A 14241-nucleotide genomic window follows, 5' to 3' on the forward strand; every position below is an offset into this window, starting at 1 on the left:
TGGCTTCGGCGCCGGAGCCGGGTTCGAGTAGGGGGATCCGGCTCCGCGCCGGACCCTGGTGACGCGACGCCGTGGACCTGCGAACCACCTGCGCGTTCCCGGCGTACGTTCTCCATCCGTGAGCAGCACAGTCAAGAGTCTTGTACCGGCCCGGATGGACCGGCTGCCGTGGACGCGGTTCCACTGGAGCGTCGTCGTGGGCCTCGGGGTCTCGTGGATCCTGGACGGTCTCGAGATCCAGATCGTCTCGAACGCCGGGTTCCAGCAGGACCTCGACCTCTCCACGCAGCAGGTGACCTCCCTCGGCACGATCTACCTGGTCGGACAGGTCGTCGGCGCGCTCGTCTTCGGGCGCATGTCCGACCGACTCGGTCGGCGCAAGCTGTTCATCCTGACGCTCGCGATCTACCTGATCGGGTCGGGCATCGCCGGCCTCGCGCAGGACTTCTGGTTCCTCGCTGCGTTCCGGTTCGTCGCGGGCCTCGGCATCGGCGGTGAGTACGCGGCGATCAACTCGGCGATCGACGAGCTCATCCCGTCGAAGTACCGCGGGCACGTCGACATCGCGATCAACGGGACGTACTGGGGCGGTGCGGCGCTCGGTGCGTTCGCGAACATCTACCTGCTCGACACGTCGTACTTCGCCGAGAACATCGGGTGGCGCATCGGGTTCTTCCTCGGGCCGGTGCTCGGCATCGCGATCATCTTCCTGCGACGGCACATCCCGGAGAGTCCGCGCTGGCTGATGACGCACGGCAAGGAGGAGGAAGCCGAGGCGACGGTCGCGTCGATCGAGCGGTCGGTCGAGGAGTCGACGGGCGAACGACTGCCCGAGGTCGACCAGTCGAAGGCGATGACGGTCACACCACTCGACCGCGTGGGGTTCCTGACCATCGTCAAGGTGCTCTTCAAGCAGTACCCCACCCGCACGCTGGTCGGCGCGACGATGATGATCACGCAGGCGTTCCTCTACAACGCGATCTTCTTCACCTACGCGCTCGTGCTGACGAACTTCTTCGGGCTGAAGACCGCGCAGACGTCGGTGTACTTCTTCCCGTTCGCGATCGGCAACCTGCTCGGCCCGATCATCCTCGGGCGGTTCTTCGACACCTGGGGTCGCCGGCAGATGATCTTCCTGACGTACCTCGTGTCCGGGCTCGTGCTCGCGACGTCGGCGTTCCTGTTCCGTGCCGACGCGATCAGTGCCACGGTGCAGGTCGTGTTCTGGTGCGTCTCGTTCTTCTTCGCCTCGGCCGGTGCGTCCAGCGCCTACCTCACGGTGTCCGAGATCTTCCCGCTCGAGCTGCGGTCGCAGGCGATCTCGTACTTCTTCGCGCTCGCGCAGATCTTCGGTGCGATCGCCCCCGCCATCTACGGTGCGTTCATCGGCGACGGCTCCTCCCGCGAACCGCTCTTCTGGGGCTACCTGCTCGGCTCGGCGGTGATGATCGTCGGCGGGGTGATCGCGCTGATCTTCGGCGTGGACTCGGCCCGGAAGGGACTCGAGGACATCACACAGCCGCTGTCGGTCCTCACCGGGGAGGAGGAGCCCGCGAAGCGCTAGTGGAATTCTGGATACAGAGTGTTCTGCGTGCGGGCCGCGTCCGTGTCACGCTCCTCGGCATGGCACTCCTCCACAACACGATCGACGCGATGACGATCCACGAGGGCCGCCGTCCCCGACCGGGCGGTGGCCGTCGTGCGTGAGCCTGGCGGTGTGGAACGCAGACCAGACCGTCGACGCACCCGGAAGCCGGACGACCTCACCGTGCGCCGCAGTCTGCTCCGGGACGCGGCCTTCACGATCCTGCTCGAGAACGTCCTGCTGGGCGTGTACCGGCGGGGCGAACGGCTGCGGCTCGAGCAGATCGCGGAGGACCTGCAGGTGTCGCGCACACCCGTGCGCGAGGCCCTCGCGCCGCTGGAAGCGCTGCGGCTGGTGTCGGTGCAGCGGTACGTGGGTGTCGTCATCGCGGACTGGACCGTCGGGCAGATGTGCGAACGACTGCGGATCGCACGGTCAATGCTCGTCGATCCCCTCGGCGGCAGCGCTGGCGTCGCCGACCGGTTCGACCGCCGACTCATCGCGGAGTGCCGGACCGAGGCCGGGTGCTTCGTCGAGCTCGGGGCGTGGGTGCTCCGGCGATCGGGGGCTTCCGTGAGCGCGGACTGGTTGGAGTCGCAGTTCGCGGTGCTCGACCTCTTCTTCACGGACGACGTCTGCCTGGCGAACGGCATCGACGCCGCGGTGGACCGCCGGTACCGGGTGGAGCTCCTCGACCGGGCGCGGTCGGCGGCGGAGCGTGATGCCGTCACGGCGTGCACGGAGGCGCTGGTCGAGCTCGCGGACGCGCTGATCGGGATGCCCGAGCGGTTCGGGGTGGCGCTGTCGGCGTGAACCTGCTGCTGGCCGAGGACCGCGGGCGACCTGAACGGGGACGCGGCGCTGGGCCGCGCCCCCGTCGAGTCGCTCCCTCCGGCGGACGCATCGCTATCGGGCGCGCGGATCCAGAAGCCGGGGGAGCGACGTCGGGTGCTGTGTCGCGACTACGGAGCAGGACTCCGGAACGTGATCGCCGCGTCTCGATGATGCTATGCACCGGGGTACGCCCGGACAACCCCCGCGTGTCCCCACTTCGGGGGACCGACTGTCGTTCACGGCGCGCGCGGCCGTCGTGGTCCGGGTCGAGAGCAGGCTCGTCCTCCTGTATGGTGGGGGCAGCGCTCGTGAGGGCGCTTGGAGACGTCGCATAGTCAGGCCGAGTGCACCACCCTGCTAAGGTGGAGTCCCCTTTGAGGGGACCGAGGGTTCAAATCCCTCCGTCTCCGCACTCGATGCGAGCCCCGGTCCGTCGGACCGGGGCTCTCGTCGTTCCCGGGGTTGCCGCAGTGCGTTGCCGCCGCCGTGCGCTGCCGCCGCCGTGCCTCGTCGCTTTGCATCGTCGCTTTGCATCGCGAAAGCGACGTCGAACCACCGCCGCACGGTCGGTTCGATGTCGCTTTCGCGGTTCGACGCCGGGCGCCTGACCCTCGCCGCCCACCGCGTCGCTACGCGGTCGCGACCGAGCCGGTCCCGCTCGCCGCGGCCGTTGCGCGCCGGTGCCGTCGACCCGCCGTGGTCGCGACGACGGTGAGCGCGACCGACACCACCGTGATGGCCGCGCCGGCCCAGATCGGCGACGTGTAGCCCAACCCAGCAGCGATCGTCAGGCCGCCGATCCATGCCCCGAGTGCGTTCCCGAGGTTGAACGCCGCGATGTTCGCGCCGCTCGCCAGGGTCGGCGCGTGGTCCGCGTGGTGCATCACCCGCGTCTGCAGCGCCGGCACCGTGGCGAACCCGAACGCCCCCATGAGCACGAGGGCGACCACGGTCAGCGCCGGCGAGGTCGCGACGAGGGCGAACAGCGCGAGCACGACCGTCAGTGCGGACAGGACGACGAGGAGCGTGCCGTCGATCGACCGTGCGGCGAGCTTGCCGCCGACGAAGTTCCCGATGAACAGCCCGACGCCGAACACCACGAGCAGCCAGGGGACGGTGGAGGACGCGAAGCCGCTGACCGAGGTGAGCGTGTACGCGATGTAGGTGAACGCGCCGAACATCCCGCCGTACCCGAGGACCGTGATCCCGAGCGACAGCCAGACCTGGCCGGAGCGGAAGGCGCCCAGCTCCCGGACGAGCGACGGCTGCTCGGTCTGCCGGACGGCCGGCACGAGGACGAGGACCCCGACGAGCGCGACGACCCCGATGCCGGCGATCGCCCAGAACGTGGCTCGCCAGCCGAGTGCCTGCCCGAGGAAGGTCCCGAACGGCACGCCGAGGACGTTCGACGCGGTGAGGCCGGTGAACATGAGGGCGACCGCGGACGCGCGGCGCTCCCGGGCGACCATGTTCGACGCGACGACGGAGCCGATGCCGAAGAACGCGCCGTGGCAGAGCGCAGCGACCACCCGACCGACCATCATCACGCCGTACGTCGGCGCGGCCGCGGACAGCGTGTTCCCGATGACGAAGAGCACGAGCAACCCGAGGAGCACCTGCTTGCGGGGGAGTCGCGTGGTGGCGGCGGTGAGGCCGAGCGCCCCGATGATCACGGCGAGGGCGTACCCGGTGACGAGCCATCCGGCGGTGGTCTCGGTCACGCCGTAGTCGGCGGCGACCTCGGGCAGCAGTCCGGTGATGACGAACTCGGTGAGTCCGATCCCGAACCCGCCGAGGGCGAGGGCGATGAGTCCCGCGGGCATGGTGGTCCTTCCGTTGTGCAGCAAGCGTGTCCCGCGTACGCTGGTTGTTGCAGACGCGGGGTATCGATAGTTGTACACGCTGGGTATCCGCGCAAGCAAACATGTGTGCCCGGAGGTCCTGATGAGTGTCGACGACACGTCCACCGCTGTCCGCGCGCACGGCTGGCGGACCCTCGCCGCCCTGCACGGCCTCATCGAGACGCGACTCGAGCAAGCACTCCGGGCCGTCGACCTGTCCGTCGTCGAGTACACGGTGCTCGATGCTCTCCGGCGACAGGACGGCTTCCACATGCGGATGCAGCAGCTCGCCCGCGCGGCCGCCCTGAGCCCGAGTGCCACGACGCGGCTCGTCAACCGGCTCGAGGACCGGGCGCTGCTCACCCGCGTGCTCTGCGCCGACGACCGTCGTGGCCTCTACACGGAGCTCACCCACGCCGGCCAGGTGCTCCTGGACGCGGCGACGCCCCTCCACGCCGCGGCGCTCGAGGAGGCGCTCGCCGAAGCGCGCGAGGTCCCGGAACTCGAGGAACTCGCGGCGTCGGTCGATCGCCTCGAGGGCGTGCACGCCTGACGATCGCAGGTGGGAGACCCGGCCGGGAGGCACGGGTCGACCCCGCCCCGCGGGCTACGGTGATCGCATGGTGCGTCGAGGAATCACCGTGGCCGCGGTCCTGCTGGCCGGCATCCTGCTCGCGGGCTGTTCGCCCGATCCGAGCGTCGCCGCCGGTCGGCTCGCCGTCGAGGGCTACGTCGAACCCGGGTCGGGGGCGGCGGGCCGCGTGACGGCCGCTGCGGACCGGGCGAGCACGATCGGGATCGACGGTGTGACCCTGGCGGACGACGGCGCGACGCTGCTGGACCCGCCCGACGGCACCGCTGCGCTCGCGCGGACGGCCACCCGGGCGGGTTCGTCGCCCGAGCTCCTGGTGAGCAACTTCTCGTCCGACCTCGGCGACTTCTCCCCGCAGATCGGCACCGCCCTGCTGTCGCACGCAGCGCACCGCTCAGCCGTCGCCGACGAGCTCGCCCGGCGTGCGCACGACCTCGGCATGCGGGGCGTGCAGATCGACCTCGAGTCACTCCGTGCGCGCGACCGGGCGGGCCTCGTCGCGTTCGCGGGCGAGCTGTCCGACGCCGTGCACGACCGCCTCGGCCGGAGCGCACGGGTCTCGATCGCGGTCATGGCCTCGACGGACGCCGACGGCTACCGCGACACCGGCTACGACCTCCGGCGGCTCGCCCGGCACGTCGACCGGGTCGTGCTCATGACCTACGACCAGCACGGGCCGTGGAGCGGCCCCGGCACGATCGGGTCGCTGCCCTGGACGGAGCGGGTCGTCCGCGCAGCCGAGGCCGAGGGCGTCCCGCGGAGCCGGATCGACCTCGGGATCGCTGGCTACGGCTACGTGTGGGGCGGTGAGCACGACGGCGAGCAGGTGACGCCTGCCCGGGCTGCGGAGCTCGCCGGGAAGGCCGCGACCTGGTCGGCCCGCGACGGCGAGTGGTCCGCGGCGCTGCGTGACGGCGTCCGCGTGCACTGGTCGGACGCACGGTCCTACCGCGCCCGCGTGGCCCTCGCGACGACGCTCCACCTGCACGGCGTCGCGCTCTGGTCGTTGAACCTGGAGGCGCTGCCGCGCACCTGACCCGGCGCGAGTGGCCGTCGCACAACCGAAGACCGACGACACCACGCGCAACCGTGGTGCCGGATGACTTCGGTTGTGCGAACGCGGCGAGCGCCGGCGCGGCGCGACGAGCGCCGGCGCGGCGCGACGAGCGCGGCGCGGCGGCGGGCCCCAGCGTCGCCGCGGGGACGTCAGCGGCGCGGCGGCCCCGTCGTCGCGCGGACGACGAGCGTCGGGTCGACGAGGGTCCGTGTCGGCGGAGGGGCAGCGGTGGCGACCACGCCGCCGGCGATCCGCTCGACGAGGCGCGTGGCGGCGAGCCGACCGACCTCCTCGTTGTGCGGGTCCACCGTCGTCAGGCGCAACAGCGGTGACGACGCGAGCGGTGTCTCGTCGTTCCCGATGACCGAGACGTCCTCCGGCACCCGGAGTCCGGCCTCGCGGACGGCGGCGATCGCGCCCATCGCCATGACGTCGTTCGCGGCGAACACCGCGGTGACCTCCGGGTGCTCCGCGAGCGCCCGCCGCGTGCCCTCGTAGCCGGTGGCCTCCGAGGTCGGCCCGGAGCCGTGCACGAGCGGTTCGACGCCGGAGGCGATCATCTCGGCGACGGCGGCCGAACGACGGACCGCTGCCGGGCCTCCCGAGCCGGTCACGTGCACGACGTGCCGGTGACCCGCACCGACCAGGTGCGCCACCGCCAGTCGCCCGCCGGCGGACTCGTCCGACGCGACGACGTCGAGGTCCCCGGGGACGTCACCGCGCGCGCCGGCGACGACGACCGGGGTGCCGGACGGTGCGACCAGGTCGGGGAAGCCCTCGGCGGCGAGCACGACCCCGTCGACACGGAGCGAGAGGAGGTCGTCGATGGGGGAGGACCCGAGGTGCGCGTTCGCGCGGACGTCCGCGAGGGTGAGCCGGAGCCCGTGCGGTGCGAGGGCGTCCCGGATGCCGTCGAGGAGCGGCACGAACCACGGGTTCCGGAAGTCGTCGACCACGACGCCGATCGTGCGGGTCCGGGTGCCGGCGAGGATCGCCGCCGCGCGGTTCGGCCGGTACCCGAGTTCGGCGGCGGCGGCGAGCACCGCGTCCCGACGTCGTGGGGAGACGCCGGCGTCCGCCCGCATCACCATGCTCACGAGCGACTTCGACACCCCGGCGCGCGCGGCGACGTCGATGATCGTCGGGGCGCGGTCCGGCACGGGCACTCCTTGACAGGACATGGGTTCGGGGAGGTACAGTCTAGCCGCACGGTCTGGAACGTTCCAGAATCGGCCACGATCTCGAGGGAGAGACCATGAGCGACAGCATCGGCGTCGCCGTCATCGGCGCGGGCATGGCGGGCAAGGCCCACATGGCCGCGTGGCGGAACGCCCCGTCCCTGTTCGGCCGGAGCCTGCCGCCCGTCCGGCTCGTCACGGTCGGTGACGTCTACGAGCCGCTCGCCGACGAAGCGGCGCGGCGGTTCGGCTACGCGCGGCACGACACCGACTGGCGGGCGGTCGCGGAGGCGGACGACGTCGACGTGGTGAGCGTCGTCGTCGCGAACCACCTGCACCGCGAGATCGTCGAGGGGCTGCTCGCGGCGGGCAAGCACGTGCTGTGCGAGAAGCCGCTGTCGGACACGCTCGACGACGCGCGCGCCATGGCGGACGCGGCTCGTGCCGCCGAGGCGGACGGCGTTCTCGGCCGTGTGGGCTTCACCTACCGGCGTGCCCCGGGGCTCGCCGCGATCCGGCAGCTCGTCGAGGACGGCACACTCGGCCGGGTCCTGCACGTCTCCGGGCGGTACTGGACCGACTACGGCGTTTCGCCCGAGGTGCCGTTCTCGTGGCGGTTCGCCGGCGCTCCCGGGACCGGCGCACTCGCCGACGTCGGATCGCACCTGACGTACGTCGCCGAGTTCCTCACCGGTGACGTCCGGAGCGTCAACGGAGGCATGTTCACGACCGCGATCACGAAGCGTCCGATCGCAGCCGGGTTCGCGCTCCGCGGCCAGGCGGTCCCGCTGACCGGCGAGTACGCCGACGTCGAGAACGACGACTACGCCACGTTCGGCGCGCGGCTCGGGGACGGCGCCGCGGTCGGCTCGTTCGAGGTCTCGCGGGTCGCCGCCGGGCACCCGAACGGCCTCGTCGTCGAGGTCTTCTGCGAGCAGGGTGCTGCGCGGTGGGACCAGGAGCGCCCGAGCGAGATCGGCCTCGCCCTGCGCTCCGACGGCGCACGGCTGGGCGGGTTCCGGCAGGTCGTGCTCGGCCCGGACCACCCGTACGTCGCCGGCGGCATGGCGATGGACGCGCCGGGCGTCGGCTGGGGCCAGAACCAGATGTTCGAGTACCAGGCCCGTGCCTTCCTCGACGAGGTCGTCGGCAACACCGCCGACCCGCTGCCGGCCAACGCCACGTTCGACGACGGCGTCCACAACATGGAGGTCCTCGACGCGGTGGCACGGTCCGCCGCGGCCGGCGGGGCCACCGTCGACGTCCCCACCACCGAAGGAGCGCTCGCATGAAGCTCGGTCTCTACAACGCGATCTTCCACGACCGGCCGCTCGCCGACGCCCTGACGGCGATCGCGGGCAACGGCCTCACCGGCATCGAACTCAACACCGGCGGGTTCCTGCCCCCGGTGCACGTTCCGGACATCGACGCGATCCTCGTTGACGACGCCGCACGCGACGCGTTCCTCGCGCAGTTCGAGGGCACCGGGGTCGAGATCGCCGGACTCAACTGCAACGGCAACCCGCTGCACCCGGACCCCGCGATCGGACCGGCGCACGCCGAGGACCTCCGTCGGAGCATCCGGCTCGCAGCCCGCCTCGGGCAGACCCGGGTCGTCACCATGTCGGGCCTCCCCGCCGGTGAGCCGGGCGGGCGTCGACCGAACTGGATCGTCAACGCGTGGAACTCCGCCGCCCTCGACGTGCTCGAGCACCAGTGGAGCGTCGCGGTGCCGTTCTGGCAGGAGATCGACGCGCTCGCCCGGGAGCTCGGTGTGCGGGTCGCCCTCGAGCTGCACCCGCAGAACCTCGTGTTCAACCCGGCGTCGGTCCGCGAGCTCGTCGAGCGGGGCAGGCTGACGAACACCGGTGTCGAACTCGACGCGAGCCACCTGTTCTGGCAGCAGATGGACCCCGTGGCGGTCGTGCGCGACCTCGGCCCGCTCGTCTTCCACGCCGCCGCGAAGGACGTCCGCGTCAACCCCCACGCGGCGATCAACGGTGTGCTCGACAACTCCTTCCGTCGCCTGTCGCCCGGCGAGGCGCGCACGAACCTCGGCGGCGACGAGTGGGCGAACGAGTGGCCGAAGCCGGCCGCGTGGGACTTCGTCGCGCTCGGCAAGGGGCACGACGTCGCCTACTGGACGGAGTTCCTCGCCGCGCTCCACGAGGTCGACCCCGACATCTGGGTGAACATCGAGCACGAGGACACCGAGCTCGGGCGCGAGGAGGGCGTCGCCGTGGCGGCGCGCGTCCTGACGGCGGCGGACGCGGCGCTGGCGGCCCGCGTCTGAGACGCGACCACAGGTCGGACGGGAGGCGCGGTGCCAGCGGATGCCGTGCCTCCCGTCCGTCCCTCGCCGCGTCGAGAGCGGTGGGTCCGGTCGGTGACGCATCCTCCGCTGGCTGTCACCGGGCCGTTGTAGCATGCACGACACCTGTCCCGAGCCGAGGAGGCCTGCGTGCCGGAACCGACCGCCCCAGCCGTCCCGCTCGAGCACGTCCGCGACGCGGGCGCCGCGATCGTCGCGGCCGTCTCGACCGTCGTCGACGGCAAGACCGACGCGATCCGGACAGCGCTGACGGTGATGCTGGCCGAGGGACACCTCCTCGTCGAGGACGTGCCCGGGGTCGGCAAGACCGTGCTGGCGAAGGCACTCGGCGCGTCGGTCGGCGGGTCCGTGAACCGCATCCAGTTCACGTCCGACATGCTCCCCTCCGACGTCACGGGAGTGAACGTGTTCGACCAGTCGTCGGGGACCTTCCGGTTCTCGCCCGGCCCGGTCTTCGCGAACGTCGTCATCGGCGACGAGATCAACCGGACCAGCCCGAAGACCCAGTCGGCGCTCCTCGAGGCCATGGCCGAGGCCCAGGTGACCGTCGACGGCGTGACGCGGCCGCTCGAGTCGCCGTTCATGATCGTGGCGACCCAGAACCCGATCGACATGGAGGGCACGTACCCGCTGCCCGAGGCCCAGCGCGACCGCTTCACCGCGCGCATCGCGATGGGGTACCCGAGCCTCGACGCCGAGCGGCAGATGCTCGCGAACCGCGGCGGCCGCGACCCGCTGTCCGCACTCCGACCGATCGTCGACGTCGCGACGCTCCGCGGCATGATCGCCGCCGTCCGGGGCGTGCACGTCTCGCCCGACGTCGAGGCGTACATCGTCGCGATCGTCCGCGCGACACGACACCACCCCGACCTCGTGCTCGGGGCGAGCCCCCGGGCCACCCTCCACCTCGCTCAGGCCTCCCGGGCGCACGCCGCGCTCATCGGCCGCCCCTTCGTCACGCCGGACGACGTCGCCGCGCTCGCACCGATCGTGCTCGCCCACCGTCTCGTGCCGGTCGCGCGCGGCCTCGGCGGGTCCGGTGACGACACGGTCCGCGACATCGTGGTCCGCATCGTCTCGGACACCAGCGTGCCGTTCACCGCCACCCCCGTCCGGTCCTGATGTCCTCGTCCGCGGCACCCTCGTCGCTCGCCCGGCGGGCGGGAGCGGCGCGCTCGGTCGCGGTGCGGTACGGGCGACGCGGTCTGGCGCTGGCGCGTCGGACGCCGTTCCCGCGCCCGACCGTGCGCGGATGGACGCTGCTCGCGGTCGGCATCGGTCTCGTCGGTGGCGGGCTCGTCGGCAGCACGAGCGTCGCGGTGTCGGCAGGACTGCTGCTGCTCGTCCTGCTCGTGCTGGGCACCGTGATGGCGTTCGTCGTCGCGGCACCGCTGCGGGGGAGCCGGAGCGCCGCGCGGGCCATCGTCCAGGTCGGCGAGGTGTACCGCGAGCGCGTCACCCTGCGGGGCACCGGCCTGCAGTTCGGGCCCCGGTCCACACTGCTCGTCCGGGAGCAGCTCGACGACGTCTTCGCGAGCGTGTCCGACGCGGAGACGTACGCGACCGTCGGACCCCGCACCCCGCCGGCCGTGCTCGACGTCGAGGCGCTGGCGATGCACCGCGGCCGCGGGCTCGTCGGCCCGGTCACGATCCGCGTCGAGGACCCCTTCGGACTGCTGCGCATCGACCGGCCCGTCGTCCGCGCGGAGGAGGTGGTGGTGGTGCCGGCGTCGACGCCGCTCACCGCGATCGACACCGGTGCCCTCGCGGGTGCGGTGTCCGCCGACGAGGGCCGTGTGGGCCAGGGCGGCTCCGCGGACGACAGCGAACTCCGCCCGTACCGTCCTGGCGACCCGATCCGCCGCGTGCACTGGGGACAGAGCGCCCGGCGCGGCGAACTCCACGTCCGCCAGACCACGCAGGCACAGCCGCCGGAGGCCGTGATCGCGCTCGACGTCCGCCGGGAGTCCTACCAGGCGCTCGGCCGTGACGACCTCGCCGAACTGTCCGACCTCGGCGGTGACGCCGCGTTCGAGCACGCGGTCGTCGTCGCCGCCAGCGTCGCCCGCGCCCTCGCCGCCCGGACCTCGCGGGTCGTCCTCGTGAGCGACGACCCGGACGGCGTCACCCGGCACGCGGGTGACGCCGGCGGGCTCACCGACGTCCTGGTGGGCCTCGCCGACGTGCAGGTGCGCTCGGACGCCCGCGACGTCACCGAGGTGCTCCCCGACGTCCGGGGCCGCGACGTGCACGGCATGACCGCCGTCGTCACCGGGCGGTGCACCGCCGAGCAGGCCGCCGAGCTCGTGTCGGCGACCATCGGGTCGAGCCGGGGGATCCTGGCGACCATCGTCCCGCCGGAGCCGGTCGTCCGCGGCATCCTCGACCGCGGCGGCTGGCGCACGCTCGTCGTCCCCGTCGCCGGGGCGTCCGCACCCGGGAGCATCCGGTGACCGGGACGCAGACGCCCGCCCGTCGGCGCGGGGTCGACGTGCACGAGATCCTCGACCGACCGGACGAGCAGCGCGACACCCCCGGCGCGTGGATCACCGTCCTCGCGCCAGTGCCCGTCCTGATCGCCGCGCTCGCCCTGCGCCCGCTCGTGCAGGGGATCGCGTGGTGGGTCGGCGGCGTCGTCGTCGCGGCCGTCCTCGTCGCCGTCGTGCTCGCCGTGCGTCGACGCGCACCCGGCATCCGGTTCGTCGCGCTCGTCGCCGCCGTGATCGCGTGCTCGTGCGCCGCAGCACTCGTGAACGACGTGCAACCCCTCGGGTGGCTCGACCGGAACGGCGCGCTCGGGGAGACGATCGCCGCCATCCGGCTGAACCCCGCGCCACTGCCGCAGACCGACGCCATCCGGCTCGTCGTGGTCGTCGCGATCGCCTGGGTCGCCGCGGTGTCCCTCTTCCTCGCCGCCGTCGCCCCGACGGCCGCCCTCGCCGCGACGCCCGCGCTCGTGATCCTCATCGTCCCCGGCATCATCACCGGCACGCCCGCGTCGCCGGTGCTCGTGGTGCTCACGGCAGTGGCGTTCCTCGCGATCCTCTGGCTGTCGGTCCGGCCCGTGCAACGCGCGCTGCCCGCGGCCGTCGTCGGGGCGATCGGCCTCGTGGTCGCGGTCGGTCTGCCGTCGGTGATCCCGCTCAACGCGAGCTGGCTCTCCGGTGTCACGGGGGCGATCCAGTCGCCGATCCAGCCCGGCCGTCCCGGCACGCTGCTCAACCTCGGGCAGGACCTCCGTCGGCCGAACGCGCTCGAGGTCTTCCGGTACCGGTCGTCCGACGGCCAGCCGGAGTACCTCAAGCTCGCGGACCTCGACGAGTTCGGCAGCGGCGACTGGGTCCCGACGGTCACCGACGCGAGCCAGTCGGAGACGGCCGACCAGCAGCAGTGGGCCGTCGGGGTGAACCCGCGGCTCTCCACACGCGGAGACGTCACGATCCGGATCACCGGGCTGTCGAGCAACTACCTGCCCGTGCCGTCGGGCGCGGTGTCCGTCCAGGCGCGCTCGACCAACCTCGACCTGCAGCAGTGGCGGTGGATGGGACAGTCGAACACGCTGCGGTCCACCGGCCCGGCCACGCCGCGCGGCGCCACCTACGAGGTGTACGGCGCCTCCACCTTCGCCAACGAGTACCTCGACGCGTTCGCCCGCACGGGCATGCTCGCCAGGGTCGACGGGCGCGGGTTCGCCCGGCCGTCTGAACAGCAGCTCCGCACCGACCTCGCGCTCCCGAAGGACCTCCCGAAGGACATCGCGTCCACGGCGTCGCGGGTCGCAGCCGGCGCCGGGAACGACTACGAAGAAGCACGTGCCCTCGAGCGGTGGTTCCGGAGCGACCTCTTCACCTACTCCGAGACCGCCCCGGTCGAGCAGGGCTACGACGGCGACAGCATGGACGTCATCGACACCTTCCTCCGGGTGCGCGAGGGGTACTGCGTGCACTTCTCGTCCGCCATGGCGGTGATGGCCCGCACGCTCGGCATCCCGTCCCGCATCGCGGTCGGCTACCGCGCCGGCACGGACCAGGCCGACGGCGAGTACACGGTGTCGAACCGGCAGCTGCACTCCTGGCCGGAGCTGTACATCCAGGGCGCCGGGTGGGTGGCGTTCGAGCCGACGCCCGACTCCGACGAAGCGGCGCAGCCCTCGACCGAGCCCTCCGAGTCCGCGACACCGGGGACGCCCGACACCCCGCTCCCGGCGCCGGACCGCTCCGCACCCGCCGAGACGGAGCCCTCGGCCACCCCGTCGGCCTCGGCAGCGCCGGGTGCCGCGGCCACGCCGGGCACCGGGGGTGGGAACGGCGCGCTCGGCCTCGCCGCGGGCATCGTCCTCGCCGTCGCGCTCCTGTTCGCACCCGGTGTGGTGCGTGCTCTCCGTCGCCGGTCGCGACTCGCAGCAGTCCGGTCGGGACGCTCCCCGGCCGCGGCTGCCTGGCGTGAGGTCCTCGACGACGTCGCCGACCACGGCTACGCGCCGGGCCTGGCACCACCGGGTGACGCCGCAGCCGCCGCCCGGACCGCACGGGCGGTGCTCGGTCGGTTGCGTCCGGGCCTGCCGCCGGCCGTCGTCCCGGCGCTCGACCGGGTGGTCGACGCCGTCGACCACGAGCGGTTCGGGGCGACCGGGGCCGACGCGTCCGATCGCGACGCACTCGAGCAGGCCATCCGGGAGGCCCGTGGTGCGCTGGACGCGTCGGTGTCCGCCGGTCGGCGGGTGCGATCGCGCGTGCTGCCGCCGAGCCTGCTGCCCTCGTCGGCGTGGTCGCACGAGGGACGCCGGACACGCCGGAGCCCGGCGTAGCGTCGGGTCCCCGTC

Annotated in this window: 11 protein-coding genes and 1 tRNA gene; 10 read left to right on the forward strand and 2 right to left on the reverse strand. The window is 72.7% G+C overall.

Annotated elements, in window-relative coordinates:
- Positions 1–118 precede the first annotated feature (118 nt).
- The 3 genes from ACIPYW_RS08850 to ACIPYW_RS08860 all read left to right on the forward strand — a co-directional run bounded on the left by ACIPYW_RS08850 (position 119) and on the right by ACIPYW_RS08860 (position 2829).
- Positions 119–1564 carry an MFS transporter gene (locus ACIPYW_RS08850; RefSeq protein WP_400412717.1) on the forward strand — a complete coding sequence of 482 codons (1446 nt, stop codon included), beginning with the start codon at positions 119–121 and terminating at the stop codon, positions 1562–1564.
- 153 nt (positions 1565–1717) lie between these two features.
- Entirely contained in the window at positions 1718–2398 is a 681-nt protein-coding gene (locus tag ACIPYW_RS08855; protein WP_400412718.1) for a GntR family transcriptional regulator, read from the forward strand.
- Positions 2399–2739: 341 nt separating this feature from the next.
- Positions 2740–2829 (forward strand) — tRNA-Ser (locus tag ACIPYW_RS08860).
- 219 nt (positions 2830–3048) lie between these two features.
- Here the strand turns inward: ACIPYW_RS08860 and ACIPYW_RS08865 are convergent.
- The gene (locus ACIPYW_RS08865) at positions 3049–4242 is read right to left on the reverse strand and encodes an MFS transporter (RefSeq protein WP_400412719.1); all 1194 of its coding nucleotides are present in this window, start codon (positions 4240–4242) and stop codon (positions 3049–3051) included.
- Between the two features lie 121 nt (positions 4243–4363).
- On the opposite strand from ACIPYW_RS08865, the gene ACIPYW_RS08870 reads away from it, so the two are divergent.
- Entirely contained in the window at positions 4364–4813 is a 450-nt protein-coding gene (locus ACIPYW_RS08870; protein WP_400412720.1) for a MarR family winged helix-turn-helix transcriptional regulator, read from the forward strand.
- Between the two features lie 67 nt (positions 4814–4880).
- Positions 4881–5888: a glycosyl hydrolase family 18 protein gene (locus ACIPYW_RS08875; RefSeq protein ID WP_400412721.1), complete on the forward strand. Its 1008-nt coding sequence runs from the start codon at positions 4881–4883 to the stop codon at positions 5886–5888.
- A gap of 170 nt (positions 5889–6058) precedes the next feature.
- Here ACIPYW_RS08875 and ACIPYW_RS08880 read toward each other — a convergent pair whose 3' ends face one another.
- A complete protein-coding gene (locus ACIPYW_RS08880; protein WP_400412722.1) occupies positions 6059–7069 on the reverse strand; it encodes a LacI family DNA-binding transcriptional regulator in 1011 nt (336 codons plus the stop codon).
- Between the two features lie 95 nt (positions 7070–7164).
- On the opposite strand from ACIPYW_RS08880, the gene ACIPYW_RS08885 reads away from it, so the two are divergent.
- The 5 genes from ACIPYW_RS08885 to ACIPYW_RS08905 all read left to right on the forward strand — a co-directional run bounded on the left by ACIPYW_RS08885 (position 7165) and on the right by ACIPYW_RS08905 (position 14226).
- Entirely contained in the window at positions 7165–8379 is a 1215-nt protein-coding gene (locus tag ACIPYW_RS08885) for a Gfo/Idh/MocA family protein (protein WP_400412723.1), read from the forward strand.
- Positions 8376–9380 (forward strand): sugar phosphate isomerase/epimerase family protein, encoded by a 1005-nt coding sequence (locus tag ACIPYW_RS08890; RefSeq protein WP_400412724.1) that lies wholly within the window; start codon positions 8376–8378, stop codon positions 9378–9380. Before ACIPYW_RS08885 ends, ACIPYW_RS08890 begins: the two co-directional genes overlap by 4 nt.
- Positions 9381–9548: 168 nt before the next feature.
- The gene (locus tag ACIPYW_RS08895; RefSeq protein WP_400412725.1) at positions 9549–10541 is read left to right on the forward strand and encodes an AAA family ATPase; all 993 of its coding nucleotides are present in this window, start codon (positions 9549–9551) and stop codon (positions 10539–10541) included.
- Complete coding sequence (locus ACIPYW_RS08900) at positions 10541–11872, forward strand: DUF58 domain-containing protein (protein ID WP_400412726.1); 1332 nt, start codon at positions 10541–10543, stop codon at positions 11870–11872. The genes ACIPYW_RS08895 and ACIPYW_RS08900 overlap by 1 nt, the downstream gene beginning before the upstream one ends.
- Positions 11869–14226 (forward strand): transglutaminaseTgpA domain-containing protein, encoded by a 2358-nt coding sequence (locus ACIPYW_RS08905; RefSeq protein ID WP_400412728.1) that lies wholly within the window; start codon positions 11869–11871, stop codon positions 14224–14226. The genes ACIPYW_RS08900 and ACIPYW_RS08905 overlap by 4 nt, the downstream gene beginning before the upstream one ends.
- Positions 14227–14241 lie beyond the last annotated feature (15 nt).

It is taken from the genome of Curtobacterium sp. NPDC089689 (assembly GCF_044749145.1).
In the GTDB taxonomy this organism is placed as follows: domain Bacteria; phylum Actinomycetota; class Actinomycetes; order Actinomycetales; family Microbacteriaceae; genus Curtobacterium.

Excerpts from the sequence above, each read along its gene's own strand:
- ACIPYW_RS08865 (WP_400412719.1), bottom strand. The coding sequence starts at position 4,242 with ATGCCCGCGGGACTCATCGCCCTCGCCCTCGGCGGGTTCGGGATCGGA.
- ACIPYW_RS08870 (WP_400412720.1), top strand. The coding sequence starts at position 4,364 with ATGAGTGTCGACGACACGTCCACCGCTGTCCGCGCGCACGGCTGGCGG.
- ACIPYW_RS08875 (WP_400412721.1), top strand. The coding sequence starts at position 4,881 with ATGGTGCGTCGAGGAATCACCGTGGCCGCGGTCCTGCTGGCCGGCATC.
- ACIPYW_RS08885 (WP_400412723.1), top strand. The coding sequence starts at position 7,165 with ATGAGCGACAGCATCGGCGTCGCCGTCATCGGCGCGGGCATGGCGGGC.
- ACIPYW_RS08890 (WP_400412724.1), top strand. The coding sequence starts at position 8,376 with ATGAAGCTCGGTCTCTACAACGCGATCTTCCACGACCGGCCGCTCGCC.
- ACIPYW_RS08900 (WP_400412726.1), top strand. The coding sequence starts at position 10,541 with ATGTCCTCGTCCGCGGCACCCTCGTCGCTCGCCCGGCGGGCGGGAGCG.